20 protein-coding genes and 1 riboswitch are annotated in these 23,267 nt (G+C 39.8%); of the genes, 9 read left to right on the plus strand and 11 right to left on the minus strand.

The features are described 5' to 3' along the window. The first annotated feature begins 3 nt into the window (after window positions 1–3). The 5 genes from Q4600_RS18190 to Q4600_RS18210 all read left to right on the plus strand — a co-directional run bounded on the left by Q4600_RS18190 (window position 4) and on the right by Q4600_RS18210 (window position 6,259). The gene (locus Q4600_RS18190; RefSeq protein WP_102526067.1) at window positions 4–1,509 is read left to right on the plus strand and encodes a UUP1 family membrane protein; all 1,506 of its coding nucleotides are present in this window, start codon (window positions 4–6) and stop codon (window positions 1,507–1,509) included. Then, complete coding sequence (locus Q4600_RS18195) at window positions 1,509–2,468, plus strand: alpha-L-glutamate ligase-like protein (protein ID WP_102526068.1); 960 nt, start codon at window positions 1,509–1,511, stop codon at window positions 2,466–2,468. Before Q4600_RS18190 ends, Q4600_RS18195 begins: the two co-directional genes overlap by 1 nt. Further along, a complete protein-coding gene (locus Q4600_RS18200) occupies window positions 2,431–4,170 on the plus strand; it encodes a hypothetical protein (RefSeq protein ID WP_102526069.1) in 1,740 nt (579 codons plus the stop codon). Before Q4600_RS18195 ends, Q4600_RS18200 begins: the two co-directional genes overlap by 38 nt. Continuing rightward, the gene (locus tag Q4600_RS18205) at window positions 4,148–5,275 is read left to right on the plus strand and encodes a DUF3541 domain-containing protein (RefSeq protein WP_303517550.1); all 1,128 of its coding nucleotides are present in this window, start codon (window positions 4,148–4,150) and stop codon (window positions 5,273–5,275) included. Before Q4600_RS18200 ends, Q4600_RS18205 begins: the two co-directional genes overlap by 23 nt. An 81-nt stretch (window positions 5,276–5,356) precedes the next feature. Further along, complete coding sequence (locus Q4600_RS18210; protein WP_303517552.1) at window positions 5,357–6,259, plus strand: LysR family transcriptional regulator; 903 nt, start codon at window positions 5,357–5,359, stop codon at window positions 6,257–6,259. Between the two features lie 72 nt (window positions 6,260–6,331). On the opposite strand, the gene Q4600_RS18215 is transcribed toward Q4600_RS18210, so the two are convergent. The 9 genes from Q4600_RS18215 to Q4600_RS18255 all read right to left on the minus strand — a co-directional run bounded on the left by Q4600_RS18215 (window position 6,332) and on the right by Q4600_RS18255 (window position 16,559). Continuing rightward, window positions 6,332–7,582, minus strand: coding sequence for a putative metalloprotease CJM1_0395 family protein (locus tag Q4600_RS18215; RefSeq protein ID WP_303517554.1), 1,251 nt, complete (start codon window positions 7,580–7,582; stop codon window positions 6,332–6,334). A gap of 9 nt (window positions 7,583–7,591) precedes the next feature. Continuing rightward, window positions 7,592–7,876, minus strand: a complete 285-nt coding sequence (locus Q4600_RS18220) for a chemotaxis protein (RefSeq protein ID WP_303517556.1) — start codon at window positions 7,874–7,876, stop codon at window positions 7,592–7,594. Window positions 7,877–8,024: 148 nt separating this feature from the next. Continuing rightward, window positions 8,025–9,134 (minus strand): 2-iminoacetate synthase ThiH, encoded by a 1,110-nt coding sequence (gene thiH / locus Q4600_RS18225; protein WP_303517559.1) that lies wholly within the window; start codon window positions 9,132–9,134, stop codon window positions 8,025–8,027. Window positions 9,135–9,153: 19 nt separating this feature from the next. Next, entirely contained in the window at window positions 9,154–9,918 is a 765-nt protein-coding gene (locus Q4600_RS18230) for a thiazole synthase (protein WP_102526075.1), read from the minus strand. 1 nt (window position 9,919) lies between these two features. After that, entirely contained in the window at window positions 9,920–10,123 is a 204-nt protein-coding gene (gene thiS / locus Q4600_RS18235) for a sulfur carrier protein ThiS (protein ID WP_102526076.1), read from the minus strand. Between the two features lie 26 nt (window positions 10,124–10,149). After that, on the minus strand, window positions 10,150–10,941 hold the full coding sequence (locus Q4600_RS18240; protein WP_303517562.1) for a HesA/MoeB/ThiF family protein: 792 nt from the start codon (window positions 10,939–10,941) through the stop codon (window positions 10,150–10,152). Beyond that, a complete protein-coding gene (gene thiE, locus Q4600_RS18245) occupies window positions 10,931–12,652 on the minus strand; it encodes a thiamine phosphate synthase (RefSeq protein WP_303517565.1) in 1,722 nt (573 codons plus the stop codon). Before thiE ends, Q4600_RS18240 begins: the two co-directional genes overlap by 11 nt. A 2-nt stretch (window positions 12,653–12,654) precedes the next feature. Beyond that, window positions 12,655–14,688 carry a phosphomethylpyrimidine synthase ThiC gene (gene thiC, locus Q4600_RS18250; protein WP_303517568.1) on the minus strand — a complete coding sequence of 678 codons (2,034 nt, stop codon included), beginning with the start codon at window positions 14,686–14,688 and terminating at the stop codon, window positions 12,655–12,657. Window positions 14,689–14,929: 241 nt separating this feature from the next. Then, window positions 14,930–15,028: riboswitch (TPP riboswitch) on the minus strand. Window positions 15,029–15,233: 205 nt separating this feature from the next. Further along, entirely contained in the window at window positions 15,234–16,559 is a 1,326-nt protein-coding gene (locus tag Q4600_RS18255) for a hypothetical protein (protein WP_303517570.1), read from the minus strand. A 428-nt stretch (window positions 16,560–16,987) separates the two neighbouring features. Between Q4600_RS18255 and Q4600_RS18260 the strand changes: the two genes are divergently transcribed. From Q4600_RS18260 to Q4600_RS18270, 3 genes are all read left to right on the plus strand, one after another. After that, entirely contained in the window at window positions 16,988–17,668 is a 681-nt protein-coding gene (locus tag Q4600_RS18260; protein ID WP_248955300.1) for a hemolysin III family protein, read from the plus strand. Between the two features lie 96 nt (window positions 17,669–17,764). Then, the gene (locus tag Q4600_RS18265; RefSeq protein ID WP_102526082.1) at window positions 17,765–18,109 is read left to right on the plus strand and encodes an MGMT family protein; all 345 of its coding nucleotides are present in this window, start codon (window positions 17,765–17,767) and stop codon (window positions 18,107–18,109) included. A gap of 21 nt (window positions 18,110–18,130) precedes the next feature. Beyond that, window positions 18,131–19,012, plus strand: coding sequence for a DUF3108 domain-containing protein (locus Q4600_RS18270; RefSeq protein ID WP_303517572.1), 882 nt, complete (start codon window positions 18,131–18,133; stop codon window positions 19,010–19,012). A gap of 192 nt (window positions 19,013–19,204) precedes the next feature. Here Q4600_RS18270 and Q4600_RS18275 read toward each other — a convergent pair whose 3' ends face one another. Next, complete coding sequence (locus tag Q4600_RS18275) at window positions 19,205–19,984, minus strand: class II glutamine amidotransferase (protein ID WP_303517575.1); 780 nt, start codon at window positions 19,982–19,984, stop codon at window positions 19,205–19,207. A 243-nt stretch (window positions 19,985–20,227) separates the two neighbouring features. Here Q4600_RS18275 and fadE point away from each other — a divergent pair, with 243 nt between their 5' ends. Beyond that, window positions 20,228–22,675 carry an acyl-CoA dehydrogenase FadE gene (fadE, locus tag Q4600_RS18280; protein ID WP_102526084.1) on the plus strand — a complete coding sequence of 816 codons (2,448 nt, stop codon included), beginning with the start codon at window positions 20,228–20,230 and terminating at the stop codon, window positions 22,673–22,675. Between the two features lie 134 nt (window positions 22,676–22,809). On the opposite strand, the gene Q4600_RS18285 is transcribed toward fadE, so the two are convergent. After that, window positions 22,810–23,145 carry a Fis family transcriptional regulator gene (locus Q4600_RS18285; RefSeq protein WP_102526085.1) on the minus strand — a complete coding sequence of 112 codons (336 nt, stop codon included), beginning with the start codon at window positions 23,143–23,145 and terminating at the stop codon, window positions 22,810–22,812. Between the last annotated feature and the right edge of the window lie 122 nt (window positions 23,146–23,267).

A 23,267-nucleotide genomic window follows, 5' to 3' on the forward strand; every position in this document is an offset into this window, starting at 1 on the left:
CAAATGCATTCTCGTAAGCCATTTTTTATCTTTGTAGCCCTATTATTCATATCAGGGATCAGCGCAAGTATTTACCGCAGCGTTGAACACAACGTTCCTTTTTTTCCAGGCAAACAAGTTCAAAGTTGGTCTGTTGAAGCAAAAGTAATGTTCAACGGTACTAGCAAGCCAGCTGAAGCCTCGCTTTCTCTACCTCAAGACCCTGCATTTGATGTGTTAGCAGAAAATGCTACATCTGCCGGTTATGGATTAAATATTTCTGAAGGCGAAGACCGCCGCGCGGTCTGGTCAATTCGTGAAGCATCTGGTCGTCAGTCTTTATACTATCGAGTGACATTAGTGCCTACTGGCCAACTAAAAGTTGATGCTGATGAAGAGCCAGTCACCCCAGAGCCGTTTTTATGGCAAGTTACTGAACGTGGTGCAGCTGAACAAATCATTAACCAAGTATGGGAAAGAAGTGCGAGTAACATTTCTTATGCTCAACAGTTAATGGATGTAATTAATGATAGTAACCAATCGCAAAACCTTGCATTACTATTATCAGTTAATTCGCGAACTCAGCTTTTTGTGCAAATGCTTCAATCAAAAGGTGTTCCTGCCAAGTTAGTTAGTGGCTTGATGCTAGAAGATCAACGTCGTCGTCAACAACTTAATCCTTACGTTCAAGTCTACCAAGATGGTGAATGGATTTTATTTGATGTAGAAAACAACAAGCAAGGTCGCCCAGATAACTTAGTACTATGGCAACACAACGGTATGTCAGTGCTTGATGTCATTGGTGGTAGTAATTCACAAGTTAATTTTTCAATGTTAAAGGAAACTCGTTCTGCGTTAGCGACTTCTATTGACATGATGATGAACACTGATTCGTTAGACTTTTCGCTTTACCAGCTACCCCTTGAGGAACAAAGTACATTTAAAGGCATCTTACTCATCCCTATCGGTGTGTTAGTTGTTGTATTCCTTCGGGTCATCATTGGTATCAAAACTTCTGGTACTTTCATGCCGGTTCTGATTGCATTGGCATTTATTCAAACCACTTTACTGACTGGTCTAATCGGTTTCTTACTGATTGTCGCATTCGGATTAATGATTCGTTCGTATTTATCGCAACTCAATCTCTTGCTCATATCCCGAATATCCGCGGTGATTATTGTGGTGATATTTATTATTGGGTTATTCACGCTTATATCTTACAAGCTGGGGCTCAGTGAAGGATTAACGATTACCTTCTTCCCTATGATTATTCTTGCTTGGACCATTGAGCGTATGTCTATCCTTTGGGAAGAAGAAGGTCCTAAGTCAGTATTTATGTCTGGGGGTGGTAGCTTATTTGTCGCCACATTAGCTTACCTCGCGATGAGTAACAGTTGGATCCAACATTGGGTATTTAACTTCCTTGGCATTCACTTAGTTATTTTGGCTATGGTACTAGTAATGGGTCAATACACAGGTTATCGCCTAACTGAGTTAAAACGCTTTAAACCACTGGCTGAGGATAAGTAATGAAGAATTACGCTTGGCCTTGGGAATTACGTCGAAATGGCGTATTGAATATGAATAAGCGCAATATCGATTACATTGGTAAGTACAATCAACGCAAATTTTATAAACGCGTAGATGATAAGCTCATTACTAAGCAGCTAGCTTTAGCCAATGATATTGCAGTACCTGATCTAATTGGTGTTGTTGAAGAGCAGCATAAAATTAACGAAATACCACAAATGGTATTAGGCAGAACTGGCTTTGTTATCAAACCTGCTAAAGGGTCTGGTGGTAAAGGTATTCTGGTTATTACCCATGTTGAAAATGGCCGTTATTACAAACCTAATGGCGATGAAGTAACGCCAAATGAAGTTTATCGCCATGTGTCGAATATCTTAAGTGGCCTGTTCTCATTGGGTGGGATACCTGATGTTGGATTAGTCGAAGGCTTAATTGAATTTGACCCAATTTTTGACGGTTTTAGTTACGAAGGTGTACCTGATATTCGTCTTATCGTCTTTAAAGGCTATCCAGTAATGGGCATGCTTCGCTGTTCAACAGCGGCTTCAGACGGTAAAGCAAACTTACACCAAGGTGCTGTGGGTGTCGGTTTAGACATTGCTACGGGTAAAAGTTTGTATGCGGTTCAGTTTGATAAGCCAGTGCTTAGGCATCCTGATACCAATTATGAACTTTCTCAAATCCAAGTACCTAATTGGGACGTGCTACTTCATACCGCATCAAGCGCGTATGAAATGTGTGAATTAGGCTATTTGGGCACTGACATGGTGTTAGATAAAGTCCGTGGCCCTCTTTTGTTAGAGTTAAATGCACGACCAGGATTAGCAATTCAAACAGCGAACGGAAAAGGAATTTTAGACCGACTTAAACACGTAGAAAGCCTGAAAGGGCCGACGTTATCAGTGGAAGAACGTGTCGCTTATGCTAAAAAACATTTTTGCAGCAACCCTAACTTTTAGTTTATTGGCAACTGCTCCCGCAGTTGCCAACCCTCTAAACCTGTTTATCCAACAATGCTTGCGTTACCAGCCTTCGCTATCTGAATTAGACTTAACTCGGTCGGTTTCCCAACAGGCCGTTCAATTTGAGCAGCTCACCCTAGGCCTTAATAACATTAATGATCGTTTAAATTACTATCGTGATTTGGCCATTAATAGCCAACGAGAAAGCATATTAATGTGTCAGTTACATTTAGCTGACGAATTACAAACACTACTTTTAGAACCAAAACTTGATCAGTTAATAATGAATCTGTCGCAATCACAGCCCCCCTATTCCTCTTTGGCTGAAACATTAACTAAGGTTAAACAGCGTCAGCTCGATATTAATACCAAATCACAACTGCATAATGCCCAGGCAACCATCAGAAGAAATTTAACAAATCAGCATATTGCTATGGTTTTCAACGATAAAACCTGTCAGCTACCGACTCAAACAAACCATAACTCAGACACACCGACTGCCAATTCAATGTTGAAATCCACCAAGCCAAATCTGGATGTCAGTTTAGCTAAATACTTAATGTCACAACCTAACGAACAATGTAGAAAAAATGCTTGGCTTGCTTACCAATCACGAGCAAAAGATAAAAATGCGGCGTCATTAGATATCATTAAGCAGCTTTTGCAAGCAACGGCTTTCGAGTCACTTAACACTCAAATACTCAATGCCGCTTCACTTAATGAATATTTACAGCAACAAACAAGTAATATTAATCTTGCACCTTGGAACATTGGGCAACATCTTGCTTCATTACCTCACCAGCCCTACTCTGGACCTCAGTCTGCAAATGAGATTTTTACACGAGTATTTACTCAATTAGAAAATTTGGGGATTCGAATAGAAGCATTGAATCTCAGTGACATAACCGACACTACAACAGTTGAAACAACCGATACAAACCACACTATCACCAAAGATGGCGTTAAAAATACAATTTATCGTGTATGGCACCAACAACGTCTACTCGGAGAATTGTTTGTTAGCCCAACAGGTCAGACTAACGCCCATGTTATTCGTTACCCCGTGATCGGACATCAATTTGCACAAGCAAGCATCAGTTATTCAGACGCTATCTCTAATAAAAGACAAGCAAATAAGTTGATTAATGCAATTGCAGAAGCTGTTACAGGGTTAGCACGGGGTAATAAATTTTATCTGATTAATAAACAGGGGAAATCTGCTGATAACCATTTATTAGGGCAATATTGGCTGTCTGCATACCTACGCCAGCAAAACGATTCTGTATTATCTCAACGAGAGCAAGTTGTCCAAGATTATCGTCGGCAATTACGTGTTATACGTTCCAAAGTTATTATTGACTTCTATTTGAATGAGCCCTCAAAGCAACAACAGTTATCAATGGCTTTTAAAGATAGCTTCAATGAAGAGTGGCAATACGCTAATGATTTAGCTTTTAGCTTCAATGGTATTGCAAATGAAGGGGTTAACTATTATTTACCTCTTTGGCATCAAAGCCTTGTTAGTATGATTTTCGAATCTAGTAAATCTTCAGTAACAGAACGTCAAGTTTTTGATATTTTGGTGGTTAATGAAGATAATTTACCCCTAATGGAGCAAATGTTCATTATACTTACTCCACCCAATGATCTATCTTCACTCATCAGGAGAGCCTTCAATGCTGGCCACTCGCAAAAGTAAATCCTTATCGTGCTTAATTGGTTTATCATTTATAGTATCTTCGGTATCAGCCTTCGCTGCCGATGACCCAAAATCAACCGCAACACCATTAACACACCAACAAGTAAGAAGTGCGATACAGGTTAACCTTGAACAAAATATGTATTCTCTGCCACCAAGAATTCAAGGGCACTATGGTTTAAGAATGTACCGAATGACGGGTGATGAAAAGTATACAAATGCAGCCTTGATAGATTTAATCACGATTACTGAACGTCAAAACTATTTTGCCTGTAATATTGATAAGCCTAAGTTTATCGAACAGCAAGCCAATGAAGCAATAAGTGTATTAGGTAAAGGCCCTCGTGCAAAAGCGAGAAAGAAAGCACTGAAGCCCTTCCCAGAATTTATCTTTTATAGCGATATTTTATTACGTTATGCCAGTCGTACGGACGAGTTAGGTTTTATGGGGCCTTGCCATCAAAAAATGGTTACGGCATTAAAAGCATATGATCTTAAACCTGCATTGACTGATCCTAAGATGATTAAAGCTTGGGCTGCACAACTGATCAATTACGCGTATTGGGCAGAACAACTTGAAGTCGGAAACTACGTCGATGATTACAAACAAGCTTTCATTGCCGCTTACCCTAATGATAAAGATAACGAATTAGATAAAAGACAATTCAGAAATAAATTGTATGGCATGACTCACTTTATCTTTGCTGCAAGCGGTTATTATCAACAAGAAGTAAGTGCAAAAGAGTTTAAATGGATTTTAGATTACTTTGATGACAACATTGACCGTATCCTTACCGATGCCACAGACGATATTATTTCTGAAGTTGGGATAAGTTTCTATTTAACAGGCTTACGTGATCATCCTGTCATTAAGAAGACGCAAAACCACATAGCAGCATCGTTTAATCCTGAATACCAACTGATCCCTTCACCACGTGGAAATCCAGATATGGTCATGGGTGAACACAGAAATGTTTTAGCCATGATGTTACTTGATTGGCCAGAAACCCTTCATAAAGGGCCATATCTTGCTGAAACAAAAGCGACGAAGAAGTACTTACCTGTACAAGTGACACCTAAAAATGTCACGAGTAAAAACAAGTAAGTAAGATATTAGTGATGATTAAGGGGTAACGATTGTTACCCCTTATTTTTGCAGTTTACCCCAGCATGAGTAATTTAATAGATGAGTAGAGCTAAATCGACGTTAGAGCAGTGGCGAATTATTCAATCTGTGGTTGATTTCGGTGGTTACGCCCAAGCTGCTGAACAGCTTAACAAAAGCCAATCATCTCTTAATCATGCTGTGGCAAAACTACAGACTCAATTGGGTATCCAATTACTCGAAGTTAAAGGCCGTAAAGCTTATCTCACAGAGCAAGGCGAAGTATTATTACGTCGTTCACGGCATTTAACCCAAACAGTAGATGAACTCGAACAACTCGCGAGCAATCTTGGCGAGGGCTGGGAGCCTAACTTAACCATTGCACGAGAAATCATTTATCCTCTGCACTATTTAGTGGATGCCTTAAAAGCATTTTTGCCTCATAGTCGCGGCACACGGGTAACGATTATCGACTCTGTTATTTCTGGTACTCATGAACTAATTTTAAATAACACTGCAGATATTGCCATTTGTGGGATCCCCGCTAAAGGTCATGTTGCAGAGCCTATATGTGAGTCAGAATTATATCTAGTGTGCTCGCCCGCTCACCCATTAGCTCAGCACGATGTTATAGCTGATGACCAAGTTTTAGCTCAACATCTACAGATTGTCATTAAAGACACAGCAACCCATAAAGCATCAGATACTGGTTGGCTAAAAGCAGAACAACGTTGGACGGTTTCAAATTTTCATGAAGCGAAAACAATTTTAAAAACAGGCATTGGTTTTTGTTGGGCACCAGCTTACTTAATTGAGGATGAGATTAAATCTGGTGAACTGCAAAGATTGGCATTGAAAGGCAGTAAAAGTCGCAAGGTACAACTTTCATTAGTGGTTCCAAATAGGGATAAACAAGGGCCAGCATCTAAATTATTAGAGTCATTGATATTATTACAACATGATATTAATCAGGTGGTTGAATAGGTAACGATTCATATTAGCTAATTAATTTGATTACTTTGAATTGATTTGAATGACTTGAAAAGTGATGAAGTGTTATACGGCAATATTAATAGATGAATATTCTTGTGCAGCGTTAATAGCTGAATCCTTGATACGAGAAATACTCGCATTGTTAGCTTGCTCACTTCCTTCATCATTAGTTTGATCAAATGGGTATGTTGGCGTAAATTGCTGCTCATCCAACTGCTGAGCTAATTGATTAATTTGTTGAGACTCTTCTGTACTTAGCACCTTTTCTTGTCTTTCAGATACAAGCTCTTTTTTAGCTTCATTCATTTTTCGAACCGCTTCATTAGCGACTTGAATGTCTGCTGTAGAAGGTTGAACCGGAGCCATTGCTGCAGCGTAAACCTTTTGCATTTTATTGAAAGTAGCTTGAGCATTACCTTCTATTACACCAACATCAATCTTTACTTCCCCCTCTACTGCATACCGTTTTCCATCTGGGCCTTTTTCATAGGTATATTGGGGTGTTTGAGCAAAACTTCCGCCAACAGCTGCATGCGCCTGTTCATGGGTTTTAACTTCAGCATCCCTTTTAGATAATTCATTAATAATTTGAGTATCAAGTTGTACTTGTTGTTTTTCTTGCTCAGCTTGATGTGAATCTTGCACATCTTGTTTTATTTGCGCCTTTTGTTCAGCTTCAGCTTTGCTTTTGTCACTTTGAATGTCGTTGTTACTTTCGTTTGTACTATTATTTTCATCGACATTAGCAATAGCGTCTTTTTGATCAGTCGCCACCAGCGTAGAAGCAGCAGAGCTTTTATCGCTGTCTCGTAAGCCGGACGTTACATCATTAGTCGTATCCTCGAAAGCGTTCACTGACGCAGATGTAGTAAATGAACTCGTGTTAACAGAATTTGAATGACCACCAGCGATTTGATTAGCTTGGCCATCAATCTGGATGTCTGTAGTTTTGGAAGATGAAATGACACCTAAAACCGATACTGGTCCACTTTTCAAATTAAATTGCGGGCTCAAATGACTTGAATTAACGACACTCTGTGTTTTTAATGGCTTCGAACTCAGGGATCCTGCGTGAAAATTTTCACTGGACTGAATTAAACTGGACTGAATTGAACTGGGCTGAATTGTGCTTGACTGAATTGTACTGGAATTGAAACTTGAAGATGAGGCCAATACTGAAGATTTTTTTGTTACAGGGACAGTTGAGACCGTTTTACTTATGGCAGAATCAGCCACAACACTTTTACTACTCGAAGTATTGTGACGACTTAGAGAACTTGTCCCTTGCTGAAGTGGCTGACTTTGTACGTTCATCTCTGATTTTTAAACAGATAAATCTATAATAGTGCCAACATTTTCAGAGGCCACATCAATGACTTCAGCAGATGCCTGAGCTTGAGTCACTGCTTGTTCAGCATCAATGATCGCAGAGACTTTATCTGTTGATTGTGCAGCTTGAGAACTTAACGTAACGGTATCTTGTTCAACTTTAACTGGAGTCGTTGTAGTGGGCTCAGGCGCCGCGACAGCTGTCGTTGCTTGTGCCAAATCATTTTGGCCACTCTGTAAACCTTGTATTCCTGAAGTCATTGCAGAAGGTATTTGCATTTGATCATTCCTTTTTAAACCCAAATCTAACCGTGTATACAATAAATTTATTTACAACACTCACGTTAGACTTAACTCACTAATTGGTTAATTATCATCCATGATTACAAGTTTGTACAGTACTACAATGATGAACGTAAAAGTTAAATTAATGCCAAGCCCGCTCCCAATCTTTCCAAACTGGATTTAATCCTTTAATCTGCATTTTTTCAATCACTTGCTCAACGCTACGGTCGTCACTGATTTCAAATTGATCCAGTTGAGTATGTGGGTTTTGATAACCACCAGGCTCAGTAGAGCTGCCTGCACTAATATTTGTTACTCCAAGCGGCAGTAAATTGTCTCTAAACTCAGGTGTTTCACGAGTCGACAGGCTAATTTCAAGCTGTGCATTAAATAATCTAAATGCGCAGATCATCTGTACTAATCCTTCATCAGTCAGTTCCACTTTTGGCGAAACGCCGCCAGTACAAGGTCTTAATCTAGGCAATGAAATACTGTAGCGAGTGCGCCAATATTGGTTTTGTAAATAAGCTAAGTGATGACCCATCACTAAGGCATCAAGTCGCCAATCATCCAGTCCTAGCAACACGCCTAAACCGATTTTATCAACGCCAGCTGCAGCCACTCTATCTGGAGTTTCAAGCCGATAAGCAAAGTCTTTCTTTTTACCGCGAGTATGATGCTTGCTATAGGTATGCGGCTGGTAGGTTTCTTGATATACCATCACGGCATCAAGCCCTAACTCAACAAGCTCTTGATATTCAGGTTGAGTTAACGGCTGGACCTCTATCGCTACATAACTAAATGCTTGCTTCACGATGGGCAATACATGCTTAAAGTAGTCAATGCCAACTTTGGTTTCATGCTCCCCTGATACTAACAATATTGAATCAAACCCTCGCTGCTTAATGATCTTCATTTCAGCCAGCAATTCATTGTCAGACAAGGTTTTGCGCTTGAGTTTATTGCTCATAGAAAAGCCGCAATAATCGCATTCATTTGCACAAAGGTTTGACAAATATAAAGGCAAATATAGCCCGATATTTGCCCCAAAACGCTGTCTTGTTAACTGGTAAGCTTGTTGTGCCATTTGCTCTATGTATGGTTTAGCAGCTGGTGATAACAATGCCATTAAACTGTCAATGCTACCTTGTGGGTGATTGAGTGCACGCTTAACATCATCTGCCGTCGTGCTATATAAGCGCATTGATAAGTCATCGAGGTTTAACCGCTTAAACTGTTCAAGAAAACTCATTAGTAAGGTAAACCTTTAATCATAAATTCAGAAAATTTGTCAATGGACTGGTGTGTTTTGCTTGTTTTTCCACATTGCCCAACCCTGCAAGATAAGCTTGTCTACCAGTGTTAACAGCTTGATTAAAGCATTTAGCCATCAGCACCGGATCGGCGCTACTGGCTATTGCAGTATTAACCAATACTGCATCTGCGCCCATTTCCATTGCTCTGCAAGCTTGAGATGGCGCGCCAATCCCTGCATCAATTACTACTGGAATGTTAGCTTGCTCAATAATAATTTCTAAAAAGGGTTCTGTGGCTAACCCTTGATTACTGCCAATTGGGCTACCGAGTGGCATAACAGCCGCGCAGCCTGCCTCTTCAAGCCGGTAACATAACACTGGATCAGCATGTACATAGGGTAAAACCGTAAACCCTTTTGCACAGAGTATTTCAGCCGCTTTTAATGTTTCAATCGCATCTGGCATCAGATACTTAGGATCAGGATGGATTTCTAATTTAATCCATTTTGTCGCTAACATTTCACTGGCAAGTTCAGCAGCAAATACGGCTTCTTTAGCATTTCGAGCGCCTGCTGTATTTGGTAAAAGCTTTACGCCCATTTGCTGCAATGGTGTCAGTAAGTCATCAAAATCTTTATTGTGATCGATACGTTTCATCGCTAATGTAACTAATTGCGACTGAGAGGCTTCAATAGCCGCTAACATGGTCTTAGCGTCGGAGAACTTTCCTGTGCCCGTAAATAATCTTGAATCAAATTGGTGATCGGCAATAGATAGCATGTTAACCACCTGCTACAGCTGAGAAAACATCAATTTTGTCACTATGTTGGCACTCAATCTGCGCCCAGCGACTCCTCGGTACCACTTGGTCATTAAGCACAAGTGCTAACGACTTTGGGTTCAGATTTTTCAACTCTATTAATTGTAATAAACTTGAGTTGTAACCTAGCTCTTGAGCTAGTCCATTAAATTCAATTGTAATCATGTCAATTCCTACACTAATAACTTGTCCTAAATGCAACTCGAACTACAAATACAACAATCTGGGTCTTGTGACATTGTGACTTTTCGCCACTGTAAGTTATGGGCGTTAAATAAGTGCAACTGCCCTTTTAATCGATCACGTTGGCTTACATCACTTGTTAGCCAATTAAGTCCTAATAACGATTGCATCGATGCCATGGATAATAAGGCTGATGTTAATACGCCTGCTTGGGCACACGATTGGCTGACATTGGAGTCATCGGGATAAAGACACTGATAACATCCTGAACCGTGAAAATTGCTCTGCTTGCTATGATCAATACAGAATAACTGACCGTTTGCCCCACTTATCGCAGCACTGATCAACACGCCTTTTGCATTTACCACCGCCTGATTAATCAATAATCGCGAAGCAAAGTTATCTGTACAGTCAAATACTAAGTCCACAGAATTGACTGAATCAACTGAATAAAAGTCTTCAGCTGTGAAGCGTTTACAGACGGCTGTGATTTTACAATCGCTATAAGCAGTACTCAGTTTCTGCCTTACAATGTTAACTTTAAGCTGACCAATGTCTTGCTCGTTAAACAGCAGCTGCCTTGGCAAGTTTGAAAGCTCAACAGTGTCATCGTCCATTAAAGTAATATGTTTAACGCCTGCCGCAGCCAGTTGCTGAGCCACGGCATGACCCAGCCCGCCAACACCAATAATTAACACTGAACTTTGTAATAACTTAAGCTGACCAAGTTCACCAATTTCAGGCAACAACACATGACTTGAATAACGGATATATTGTTTATCCGTTAGTTTACTCATCATCACTGTTCCCTTTGATCGTATATTTACTGTCGTTAGGCTCTTTTTCATACTGACTTTTAGTACTAATACCAGTACTGTCACTGAACCACTGATGCGACAGTTGTTTAAATGCCGTTTCAGGGTAGTTAGCTTCAGTAATCGCCCTTACTACAGCAACACTGCGCACTGTTGTTGCTTTAACAGCATCGAGCACATGTTTATCAATCCCACCTATTGCTACCGTTGGACAAACAGGTTTAAGCAAAGCAGCATAACGCGCTAACTTAGCCAGTCCTTGCGGTGCTGATGGCATCACTTTGGTAGTGGTAGGAAAAATATGCCCGAGTGCGATATAAGACGGTTTTAATTGATGAGCTAATAAGATTTCAAAGATGCTGTGACTTGATAAACCCAGCGCAATACCAGCCTCTTTTATCGAGTCCAGGTTAGCCAATTCAACATCCTCTTGGCCTAAATGAATTCCAAAAGCACCATGCTTTAGCGCTAATTGCCAATGGTCATTAATAAACACTTGCGCGTTATAGTCTCGCCCTAACGTTATTGCTTGTTGAATTTGTTGCTCAATATCCTTAAGTAGTAAATTGTCTGACTGCTTAATACGTAATTGAGCTGTGGTGCAGTTAGCCTTAAGCAGCGCTTCGAGCATCACGACATCATTTACGACAGGGTAAATTCCAATCTCTTGTGATAACAGGGGAAAACCATTGTCATAGCAACCACTTTGCGTGGTTGAAGTAAATAAATCACAGGGCTGGTGATCATAATAAAGGCTGATAGATGGGTATAAACTAATATCTTCAGGCCAGCCTGTTTTAGCAACTGGGCCCGTACCTTGGCCATATTGCACGCTGTTCATTAAGCCTTTTGACACATAAGCTTTGGCCATCACAATCGCATCATGCAGCACATAACCATATGCCATAAAACAGGCAATAGCACTTGATAAAGTACAACCACTGCCATGATTATTATCAGTATCGATTCGTTGAGAAGTTAACCAAAACTGTTGGTATTGATGTGATTCACTGACGCCATTAACCTGCTGACATACAAATAGATCACTAGCAGTTTCCCCTTGCCATGGTTCGGCATCACCACCTTTTGCAAGCACATTGCAACGTAAGAGTTGATTTAACGCTGTTGCAGCTTGATGAAAACCGACTTTAGATTGGGGATTGGCTATGTTGGCTAAACCTTCTAGCCTAAATAACTCTGCAGCATTAGGTGTCACTAACGTCATCAGCCCTTTAAAAGGGCTAAAATCTAATTCGTCAGTTTGATTTAAACCATCACCACAGCTGGCCACCATGACAGGATCAACAATCACCGGCACAGTCTGATTTGCGATATTTCGCTGTCTAAAAGCATTTAGCCAGCAAGCAATTGCATTTAATTGCTGCTGATTAGCAATCAATCCAATTTTGATTGCTGCAGGTTGTAAATCGTCATAGAGCGCCGTCAATTGTGCTTCTAGCATCGCCTCTGAAACGGGTTCGACTAAATTAACTGCAACTGAGTTTTGCGCAGTAATTGTGGTAATGACACTGCAACCAAAACAACCTAAATCATTTATGGTTGCTAAGTCAGTTTGAATACCCGCGCCGCCGCCACTGTCTGAACCTGCTATGGTCCAGACGATAGGCTTAGTTTGCAATTGCCCAGCTTGCACGGGCTTAGCTTGCACTTTTTTAAGGTCGTATGGCCTGTGCATGCTTACCCCTCAAGCTCTTCAAGCTCAGCCTTTGGGGTGACAAGCGGTTTGTCAGATACGGCGTGGTATAGTGCTGAACCTGTGGCTTTGAATTCTGCAGACTTCTTCGCCATCGCCGCATTAACGTCAACGACTTGTTTTTCAGCATTAGCATCTGAAACTTGTTTCGCTTTAAATTTGCTGGCATCCACAACCGATACTAGCTGCTCTGTTCCTGCACTTTGTGCTTGTTTTTCTTGCTTTGCTGCATACTCTCTGACTTCTTGTGTGATTTTCATTGAGCAAAATTTTGGACCACACATAGAACAGAAATGGGCGACTTTGGCAGATTCTTGTGGTAAAGATTCATCATGATAAGCGCGGGCTGTATCAGGGTCTAAACCTAAGTTGTATTGATCTTCCCAGCGGAATTCAAAACGGGCTTTTGACAATGCATTATCACGTATTTGAGCGCCAGGATGACCCTTGGCGACATCTGCTGCGTGAGCTGCAATTTTATAAGCAATTAAACCTTGTTTAACATCTTCTTTGTTGGGTAAACCTAGGTGCTCTTTTGGTGTGACATAACACAACATAGCAACGCCATACCAAGCCATCATTGCAGCGCCAATGCCTGAGGTAAAATGATCGTAACCAGGAGCGATATCCGTCGTTTGTGGGCCTAACGTATAAAATGGCGCTTCATCGCAATGGGCGAGTTGCTTTTCCATATTCACTTTAATCAATTGCATTGGCACATGACCAGGACCTTCAATGATGGTTTGCACATCATATTCCCAAGCCACTTTTACTAATTCACCTAAGGTTTCGAGTTCTGCAAATTGTGCTTCATCATTCGCGTCGGCAATACTGCCAGGGCGCATGCCATCACCTAAAGATAAAGACACATCATAAGCGGCGCAGATTTCACAGATCTCATTGATATGTTCATATAAAAAACTTTCTTTATGATGGCTTAAGCACCACTTCGCCATGATTGAACCACCACGGGAAACGATACCTGTTAACCGCTTGGCGGTCATCGGCACATAACGCAATAACACACCAGCATGAATAGTAAAGTAATCAACGCCCTGCTCTGCTTGTTCAATCAAGGTATCGCGAAATACCTCCCATGTAAGATCTTCAGCAACACCGTTCACTTTTTCTAACGCTTGATAAATCGGCACCGTGCCAATGGGTACTGGTGAATTTCGGATGATCCACTCTCGCGTTTCATGAATATAACGGCCAGTTGATAAATCCATAACCGTATCAGCGCCCCAGCGGGTAGACCAGACTAATTTCTCGACTTCTTCTTCGATTGATGACGTCACCGCAGAATTACCAATATTCGCGTTTACTTTTACTAAAAAGTTACGCCCTATGATCATGGGTTCAGCTTCTGGGTGGTTGATATTTAATGGAATAATTGCACGACCACGAGCCACTTCATCACGAACAAACTCAGCTGTAATTGGTTGTCCAATCACTGCGCCAAAGGCTTCACCTGGTGCTTTTTGCGTAAGGATTTCATCGCTGACTTGCTCACGCGCCATATTTTCACGAATGGCAATGTATTCCATTTCTGGTGTGATAATACCTTGGCGAGCATAGTGCATTTGAGTAACACACCTACCCGTTTTAGCACGCCTTGGGGGAACTAACGCTTCAAAACGTAAATGATCCAAGCCATCATCCGCTAATCGTTGCTGAGTAAAATCAGAACTCACACCTGCAAGTTGCTCGGTATCTTTACGTTCATCAATCCAACTTTCGCGAAATTTGTTTAAACCTAATCGAACGTTAATTTCAGCATCGGGATCTGAATAAGCACCTGCACAATCATACACTTTGATTGGCGGGTTTTTCTCTGTAACTGGAGCATCGTCGCTGCCACCTAAAAAGGTGTCTGTCTGATGAATTTGGCGCATACCGACTAATAAATCTTCACGGGATCCGCTTAAATAAATTTTCTCGGAATTAGGGTGTTGTAGCGGCTTTAACGTATCAATGAAAGCCTGGGCTTGTTCACGGGTTTGACGACGATTTGACATTAGCAACCTCAAAATTAATGAAATAGAGTTGCTTGTCTGGAGAGGTGTGTTGATGACGAGCGAGTTATACATAACTCTGTAATTTGCATTTCATGTTTAAAAAACATCCATAAATTTTGGATACTTTTTTTGTATTTTTGGTCATTCTAAAGGTAAAGAACAATCAAAATCACACTGTATGTTTCAACATCAATTTCAACGTTTGTTGAATTAAATTGAACATAAACAATAAGAAGAAATAGCAAATTAACTGCTTGTTTCCTTCGCAGGTTTTAACCTGATCAGGTTCAACGGATCCCGAATAAACGGTCTCAGCCATAAGGCACTCCGACAAGATGCAAGCAGTATACTCAGCTAATGAAATAAAATACAAGTGAAATAAAGTCAGACTAACACAAGAATCAATCAAATTAATTCATACGACAAGCCTCTGATGTTAAACAGTAATAAATATTATAAATAATCAAATTAATATATTAAGTGAATTATTATTAAGAGCAAATACAATGATTGGTTTCAAAAATGGATAAATAGTCAGCAAATGATTAAGGTAATTGCACTTTAGATAATCTATTTTGAATTGCCTTGCTCAAGGCTTTCTTCATTTTTGCACTATCACAGGGCTCAGCAAAACCTAGACCTTCTGCATGAGGATTAATTTGCGTAGGTAATGGCACAATACGATAACATGTCTCCCCATGTTTCATAATTCTATTGGGGTCTAATCTATGGTCAAGTGTGGTTGCTTGTCGCTTGTCTTCAATCTCAATAATTTCAATATCAAACATCTCAGGCGTGAGCTCGCTTAAACTTGCCCCACTCTTTGAGGTCGCTAAATGAGCTTGCTGTGAAATTAAAGTATTAAGCGCTTGCTGATTTAAGTTTTTCAATACTTGATGCTTAACTGTATTTGTCCCTGTAAATAAGTGTTGATTTAATTTTATGTCTTTAAACAAATGGGAGCTTACATCATCATCCTTTTCTTGCTGTAAATACATGCTGTCTATATTTGCCCAATTAAAATCTTCTTTGGTTTCAATTATCGTATTGATTTCATAAATTTCTTTAACTTCAATTAATTGGTTATCAGATGAATTCATTTCAGGTAAATTAACAGTATTGATTTTAGTTTCTACACTTGTTGCATCATCAACTCGTTCCTCTATGACTTCCTCTTTGACTGCATCTTGTATTGTAATGGCGTTATCTTGTGGTTCAGTAGCTGTGTGATCAATTTGGGTTTCATTCACGTCTGAGGCTGACGTATCTTGATTGATTAGGCCGTCTAACTGTTCAGCAGTAATGAAATAAGCATTGATCTCTTTCGTTTCTGTTTGATTTTCTTGTTTCGAGGTGGCGATTTCTACGAAAATGTTGACTGTCTGTTCAGCAAGAACTAGCAATATGAAAAAAGCTAAAATATGAGTAATTGCTACCATAAACACGGTTAGAGTTAACGATTTCCTTATCGTTTTAAATTTAGAAACGGTACCAATATCTTTTGCGGATGAATAATTTGATCGAGTAATTTTGCTATCTAATTTAAAAGATTCATCAAGTTGAAAAGGCTCATCAAAATTTAATGATTCGTTGTGGTTTTGGCTTGTTATGGCTATGGGCAAGTTTAATTCAGAAAGCTCAATATTATCACTATCATTTACAAATTGAGAAACGGCATCGCTAGCAATAATATGACTTTGAATATCTTCTGAACAAGATTGATTGAAATTTGTAGATTCGCTTAGGTTAATCGCATCATTAAAATTTGCATGGGCCGAGTCTTGTTTTGAGGAAGCACTATCCTTTACAGCAGCTAACGACGAAGTAGATAGCTCTTTTGTTAAAAGCTTAGGTTCATGCTTGTGGGTCATTTAGCGCATCCTATCGCCTTGGTGATTATAAAACGCTATAACGCTTTATCGCATATAGTGTAAAAAAGTTAGTGTTAAAAAATGTCCGTGTTAACACGATTTATCAAGCGATGAATAAAGCATTGGTTTGATTGTCTAGTCTTGGTCAACCTAAACTCTGCTTACAGCTGCTGTCTCTAAAGGCTAATGCTACAGGCATTCACTACAAGTATTCACTACTGTTTTAATCGCTGAATATTATCTGATACTCAATCTTTAAATTAGTTCAATAAAGCATCGAGAAGACCATAAAACACATAATACTTTGTTAACAAACTGAAATAATACACTTTTAAATTTAGCTTACACATGTACGCTAAAAATCTAGTGTTTTACAATTTAAGCTGTTACTCTAATTTTCCAATTAGTTTATTAAGTTGTATACCAAGATGTCTCTTGAGTTAAATGTAGCTCCCAAAATTGAAACTAACTCATGTTCTCAGTCTGACTATTGTGCGACTGAAGAGCTAGCAAACAGTGTCACCCATGGAATAGGAGTGTTAGCAGGCCTCGTCGCCATGGTGGCAATGTTAGTTAAAGGATCGACACATTTAAATACCACTGAGATGTTTGGCATCGGAATTTACGGTCTCAGTATCGTTTTACTATTTCTAGCATCAACTTTATATCATTCAAGCAAATCACAACTTTGGCGAAAACGTTTTAAAATGGCCGATCATTGTGCCATTTATACATTAATTGCCGGCACTTACACTCCCCTTATGCTGATTAGCTTAGACGGGGAACAAGCAAATATTGTTTTGGCTGCTATTTGGATACTTGCACTGGGTGGCATCATATTCAAAACACTTTTTATCGGCCGCTTCAAAGCCTTTAGTGTCATCCTATATCTCGTTATGGGCTGGTTATGCGTTACGGTTATGAATGATCTCATCAAAGGTATGACAGATTTAGGTTTTAATCTGCTATTAGCAGGCGGAGCCTTTTACAGCATAGGTGTCATTTTCTACATTAATAAGCGCATTCCGTATAACCACGCTATATGGCATTTGTTTGTACTCGCTGGCGCATTGTCACACTTTTTGTGTATCTATTTAGCCGTGATTTAAATGCTCTGTTCAAATAAAACGTCACTTTAACTTTGCAAAGATTCCTATCAAGCAACTGATAGATTATGCTGTTGTTTTTGCTGTGATGATTATTGAATGAATCCGCTTTCGCCAAAACAAAAAATCTGGTTTATCGTCAACATGATCCCTGAAGGAAATGTACTTGCCTATGGCAAAGTTGCAGATTTAGCAGGACTTCCTGGGCGTGCTCGCTATGTATCTCGAGCACTACAAGAAGCACCACCACATTTAAACTTAGCTTGGCATAGAGTTATCAATAGCCAAGGTAAAATATCTTTTAAACTCAACACGATTAATTTCCAAAACCAACAAGAGCGACTAAGATCAGAAGGAATTGAAGTGAACAAAGGCAAAATTTCACTGTCAAAATTTGAATGGAAACCCGATATGGCGACATTGGTTTTATCGTTACCTTTTTAACTCTCTTACGTAGGTACTGCTTTGGTTAAATTATTATCCGATTTTTCGAATATTACTACGACAAATAACACTTCATTAACTGCAGTAGTAATGGCAGCCCTATTGCTGCAGCCTTTTTCACCCGTTAATGCCGAAACATCCCCTGTCACCACAGCACAACAATCAGATAAACACACACAGAATATTGCCACAGACACAGAAATAGAACATTCATCTAACTACCTCAAGCCCCTTGCTGCTCACAATGCTGAGTATAATGTTTACTATGGCAGTATTCATTTAGGCAAGGCTCGTTATCAACTGCCGGCCTCAGATAATGGTTACTATCAATATCGTTTCGATAGCGATGTCAGTTTATTAATGTTGTCTGATGTGCGTAATATTAGCAGCGAGTTTCAATTAGTAGAGGGTAAATTAAAACCTATCCGCTACATGAGCAAACGCTCAGGAACCGGTAGCGACTATAGTGAACAAACGGTATTCGCTGAAGGGCAAGGTGTTATTCATACTATATATAAAGACGAGCGCGAAAAATTAACATTCGAAAACAACATTCTCGATCCATTAATGGTGCAACTGCAATTTAGGATGGATATGTACAATCCTCCAGAAAAATTGCACTACACCATGGTCAAAGAAAAAGAGTTAGATGATTACGAATTTAAGATTGTTGGTAAAGAATTAATGACACTTGAAAGTGGCTCATACGACACCATTAAAATTGAAGTCGTCAGAACCAGCAAAAAACGTCAGACATTTTTTTGGATGGCACCTGATTTAGGCTACTTACCAATAAGGTTAAGCCATTTCTCAAAAGGCAGTAAACAGCTCGATATACAAATAGATAATTATCAATTTTTAGAGCCTATAGAAAACGAAACACTTGTACCTTTTACTAAATAGACTATAAAGCAGGTGTTTGAAACACCCCATATAATAGTAAGGTTTTTTCAGACGTTCTCGTACTAAAATTTGCAGATTTAAATCTACATTTGCTCAATGTCCAAGTAATTAAGTTTTAACCAAAAAAAAGTGACAGTCGATTATCGACTGTCACTTTTTATTATCACAAAGAGTTCAAGATAATATCTACAATTAGTTGCAGGCCTGAAGCTCACCTTGTCTGAATAGCTTCCATTCACCCGGTTTTAAAATATGCCACTCTTCATCTTTAGTTAGTGGTCTAGTCGCAATCACAGTGACCACATCGTTCGGTGTGGTTTCTTTATCAAAATCAATAACCACATCGGTATCAATTAACTTTGCTTTGCCAAAAGGTGCACGGCGGGTGATGTAACATAAGTTATTACTGCAATAGGTCATTAAATCGATCCCATCACTCAAAATCATATTAAACACACCAAGGGCTCTTACTTCGTCGGCTAACCCAGCTATAAATGTAAACACTTGATTCATATCTTCAGGTTGCTTAGGGCCAAATTCAACTAACACTTGTTCCATAATCCAACAAAATGCTAATTCACTGTCTGTATCGCCAACTGGTTGAAAACGATTAACAACAAACTTTTCTTGATAAACAGATAACTGACCATTGTGAGCATATGTCCAATACTTACCCCATAATTCACGGGTAAAAGGATGGGTATTTTCAAGTGACACACAACCACGATTAGCCTGACGAATATGGCTAACCACTATCTCACTTTTGATAGGGTAAGATTTAATCAATTTGGCAATATGTGATTCACTGCTTGGACAAGCATCTTTAAAAGTACGGCTACCCTTGCCTTCATAGAAAGTAATTCCCCAGCCATCGACATGAGGACCAGTGACACCGCCTCTTTCAGCTAAACCTGTGAAACTAAACACAATATCAGTTGGAACGTTAGCGCTCATCGCTAATAACTCACACATGGGGAAACGCCTTAAAAAGTTTTATAAGTCATAATTTTATCTAATAACTATTGTACCTAGTGCAAAACATTTTTGGGATATTTTTATTGTAGAAAATATTTTAAACAATTGTTTGAAAAAACTTGTAATCGAGTGCAGTAAGGTTTAATTTTATGTGATAGAGGTCTGACCACAAGTCACTTCTGTGAATAGGATCATTAATTTGTAAGTGCTCAATTTTTGAATGCTTTAAGGAGAAAGACATTGACTACCCTGACTTGGATCATCGCCATGATCGCAGTGCTCGGCGCAGCCACTTATATGCGAGTATCGCTACTCACGGCTACCATCGCCGCTGCAGTCGTCATGCTGATTGGCAGCGTATTAGATATTGTTGGTATCGTGGCATGGATTGTTTTTTTAGTCTTAGCACTACCGCTAAACGTAAAATCATTTCGCCAAAACTTCATTTCACGTCCATTGCTTAAAGTCTATCAGGGCATCATGCCTGAAATGTCTTCAACAGAAAAAGAAGCAATCGAAGCTGGAACCACATGGTGGGAAGCTGATTTATTTGCCGGTAACCCAAACTGGAATAAATTGCACAATTACCCTAAAGGGCGTTTAACTGCAGAAGAACAAGCCTTCCTAGACGGCCCTGTTGAAACTGTGTGTAAAATGGTTAACCAGCATCAAGTTTCTCATGAGTTAGCTGACTTACCCCAAGAAGTATGGCAATACCTGAAAGACGAAGGTTTCTTTGCCATGATCATCAAGAAAAAATACGGTGGTCTTGAATATTCTGCATACGCTCAATCACGTGTATTACAAAAACTTGCTGGTTTAAGTAGTGAACTTGCTTCAACAGTAGGTGTACCAAACTCGTTAGGCCCTGGTGAATTATTGCAGCACTACGGAACGCCAGAGCAACAAGACCACTACTTACCTCGCCTTGCAAAAGGTTTAGAAGTACCTTGTTTTGCATTAACTAGCCCAGAAGCTGGTAGTGATGCAGGCGCCATTCCAGATTTTGGTGTGGTATGTAAAGGGGAATTTGAAGGCGAAGAAGTGTTAGGTATGAAACTAACATGGAACAAACGCTACATCACCCTAGCCCCTGTTGCTACTGTATTAGGTTTAGCATTTAAACTACGCGATCCAGATGGTTTATTAGGTGATACTGAAGATCTAGGCATTACTTGTGCGCTTATCCCAACGGATATTCCAGGTGTTGAAACAGGTCGCCGTCACTTCCCACTGAATTGTATGTTCCAAAATGGCCCAACTCGCGGTAACGAAGTCTTTGTACCATTAAGCTTCATCATCGGTGGCCCAGAAATGGCAGGTCAAGGCTGGCGTATGCTGGTTGAATGTTTATCGGTTGGTCGAGGTATTACTCTACCTTCAAATTCGGCTGGCGGCATTAAAACTGCAGCTCTCGCAACGGGTGCTTATGCACGTATTCGTCGTCAGTTTAAGCTTCCTATTGGTAAGTTAGAAGGCATCGAAGAGCCAATGGCACGTATCGGTGGTAATGCTTACCTTATGGACGCTGTAAGCTCTCTTACGACTGTAGGGATTGGTTTAGGTGAAAAGCCATCGGTTATTTCTGCCATCGTTAAATACCATCTTACCGACAGAATGCAAAAGTGTGTTATCGATGCGATGGATATCCACGGTGGTAAAGGTGTTTGTCTTGGCCCGAATAACTATTTAGGTCGCGGCTACCAAGCAGCGCCAATTGCAATTACTGTTGAAGGTGCAAACATTCTTACCCGCTCGATGATCATTTACGGTCAAGGTGCGATTCGTTGTCATCCATATGTACTTGCTGAAATGGAATCCGCTTTTGATACCACATCAGGCAAAGGACTAAGTAACTTTGATAGTGCCATTTTCGGTCATATCGGATTTGCCATGTCTAACTTTGTTAGAAGCTTCTGGATGGGTGTGACATCAAGTCATTTCTCTAAATCACCATATAGCGATAAAACAAAACGTTACTATCAGCAAATGAACCGTTTCAGTGCTAACTTAGCCTTATTGTCTGACTTGGCAATGGCCACTTTAGGCGGCAACTTAAAACGTAAAGAACGTATTTCAGCACGTTTAGGTGATTTATTAAGTCAGCTATACCTAGCATCAGCAACGCTTAAACGTTACGAAGACGAAGGTCGTTTAACTGAAGACTTACCATTAGTACAATGGGCGGTTGAAGATTCACTTTATAAGTTACAAACGTCATTAGATGACTTATTAGATAACTTCCCTATGGGACTAGGTTTTGCACTACGTGCTGTTATCTTCCCGTTTGGTCGCCCTCTTAAGCGTCCTAGTGATGTACTGGACCATAAAGTATCAAAGATTATGCAAACTCCGTGTGCCAGCCGAGACCGCTTAGGTCAAGGCCAATTCTGGACGCCTTCAGAGCACAACGTAGTGGGTATTCAAGAACAAACCTTACTGGATATTCTGGCTTCAGAGCCATTGTATGACAAGGTATGTAAAGCAGCAGGTAAACGTCTACCATTCATGTGGTTAGATAAAATTGCTGCAGAAGGTAAAGCACTTGGCGTGTTAAGCGATGCTGAAGTTGCATTACTCGAAAGAGCTGAAGTTGGGCGTTTGAAATCAATTAACGTTGATGATTTCGACTCAGAAGAACTAGAAGCAAAAACGGCTGCTGTTGCGAAACAAATACAAGCAGCGTAACGTTTTAGTCTATTAAAGCCAAAGGGAAAGCATCTGCTTTCCCTTTTTTATGCCTCTAATTCAAGTGACGATAGCGCAACTGCCAACATAACTTAAGTCATCTTTTTATTATTTAGTTGGTCAAATACCAAACCTCACTTCAAGCGCTGTGCCCAATTACCGTTATTCTGCGCCTCACATCGTGTTTCACTATCAAACACGATTTGTTTGGCTTGTACTTTAATGCCCTGTTGCAATAATTTATGGATGATTAAGTTTTGAATAAAAGCATCTTCTTTGCTCAACGCTAATTGAGTGAGCTGCGGATCATTTTCAAAAATACACACCACTTTTAACGACGCAGGGAAAGCATTGAAATTAACAGTATGGGTTAACCATTCAAACCCTGAACATTGCTCGAGTAATACCTCGCACACATCTGTCAGCGTATCTCTAATTTGATTATCTAATTTTTTGTCGGTCTTTTTCATCTGCGCTCTACTTGGTACTTAATTGTGACAGCATATAGCTATTATCCATTGATTTTGAGCTTAGTCATTATTTTACGACTAACGTTAACTATCGGAACATATCACATGGGATTTATAAACAA

It is taken from the genome of Shewanella sp. 2_MG-2023, from assembly GCF_030548905.1.
GTDB lineage: Bacteria > Pseudomonadota > Gammaproteobacteria > Enterobacterales > Shewanellaceae > Shewanella > Shewanella electrodiphila.

Bases quoted from the DNA above. Each gene is read 5' to 3' on its own strand.
- Q4600_RS18195 (WP_102526068.1), top strand. From the start codon at position 1,509: ATGAAGAATTACGCTTGGCCTTGGGAATTACGTCGAAATGGCGTATTG.
- Q4600_RS18255 (WP_303517570.1), bottom strand. From the start codon at position 16,559: ATGACCCACAAGCATGAACCTAAGCTTTTAACAAAAGAGCTATCTACT.
- Q4600_RS18275 (WP_303517575.1), bottom strand. From the start codon at position 19,984: ATGTGTGAGTTATTAGCGATGAGCGCTAACGTTCCAACTGATATTGTG.
- Q4600_RS18265 (WP_102526082.1), top strand. From the start codon at position 17,765: ATGAATCCGCTTTCGCCAAAACAAAAAATCTGGTTTATCGTCAACATG.
- Q4600_RS18260 (WP_248955300.1), top strand. From the start codon at position 16,988: ATGTCTCTTGAGTTAAATGTAGCTCCCAAAATTGAAACTAACTCATGT.
- Q4600_RS18230 (WP_102526075.1), bottom strand. From the start codon at position 9,918: ATGCTATCTATTGCCGATCACCAATTTGATTCAAGATTATTTACGGGC.
- Q4600_RS18190 (WP_102526067.1), top strand. From the start codon at position 4: ATGCATTCTCGTAAGCCATTTTTTATCTTTGTAGCCCTATTATTCATA.
- Q4600_RS18200 (WP_102526069.1), top strand. From the start codon at position 2,431: ATGCTAAAAAACATTTTTGCAGCAACCCTAACTTTTAGTTTATTGGCA.
- Q4600_RS18220 (WP_303517556.1), bottom strand. From the start codon at position 7,876: ATGCAAATACCTTCTGCAATGACTTCAGGAATACAAGGTTTACAGAGT.
- Q4600_RS18215 (WP_303517554.1), bottom strand. From the start codon at position 7,582: ATGAACGTACAAAGTCAGCCACTTCAGCAAGGGACAAGTTCTCTAAGT.
- Q4600_RS18285 (WP_102526085.1), bottom strand. From the start codon at position 23,145: ATGAAAAAGACCGACAAAAAATTAGATAATCAAATTAGAGATACGCTG.
- thiH (WP_303517559.1), bottom strand. From the start codon at position 9,134: ATGAGTTTTCTTGAACAGTTTAAGCGGTTAAACCTCGATGACTTATCA.
- Q4600_RS18240 (WP_303517562.1), bottom strand. From the start codon at position 10,941: ATGATGAGTAAACTAACGGATAAACAATATATCCGTTATTCAAGTCAT.
- thiC (WP_303517568.1), bottom strand. From the start codon at position 14,688: ATGTCAAATCGTCGTCAAACCCGTGAACAAGCCCAGGCTTTCATTGAT.
- Q4600_RS18210 (WP_303517552.1), top strand. From the start codon at position 5,357: ATGAGTAGAGCTAAATCGACGTTAGAGCAGTGGCGAATTATTCAATCT.
- thiS (WP_102526076.1), bottom strand. From the start codon at position 10,123: ATGATTACAATTGAATTTAATGGACTAGCTCAAGAGCTAGGTTACAAC.
- Q4600_RS18205 (WP_303517550.1), top strand. From the start codon at position 4,148: ATGCTGGCCACTCGCAAAAGTAAATCCTTATCGTGCTTAATTGGTTTA.
- thiE (WP_303517565.1), bottom strand. From the start codon at position 12,652: ATGCACAGGCCATACGACCTTAAAAAAGTGCAAGCTAAGCCCGTGCAA.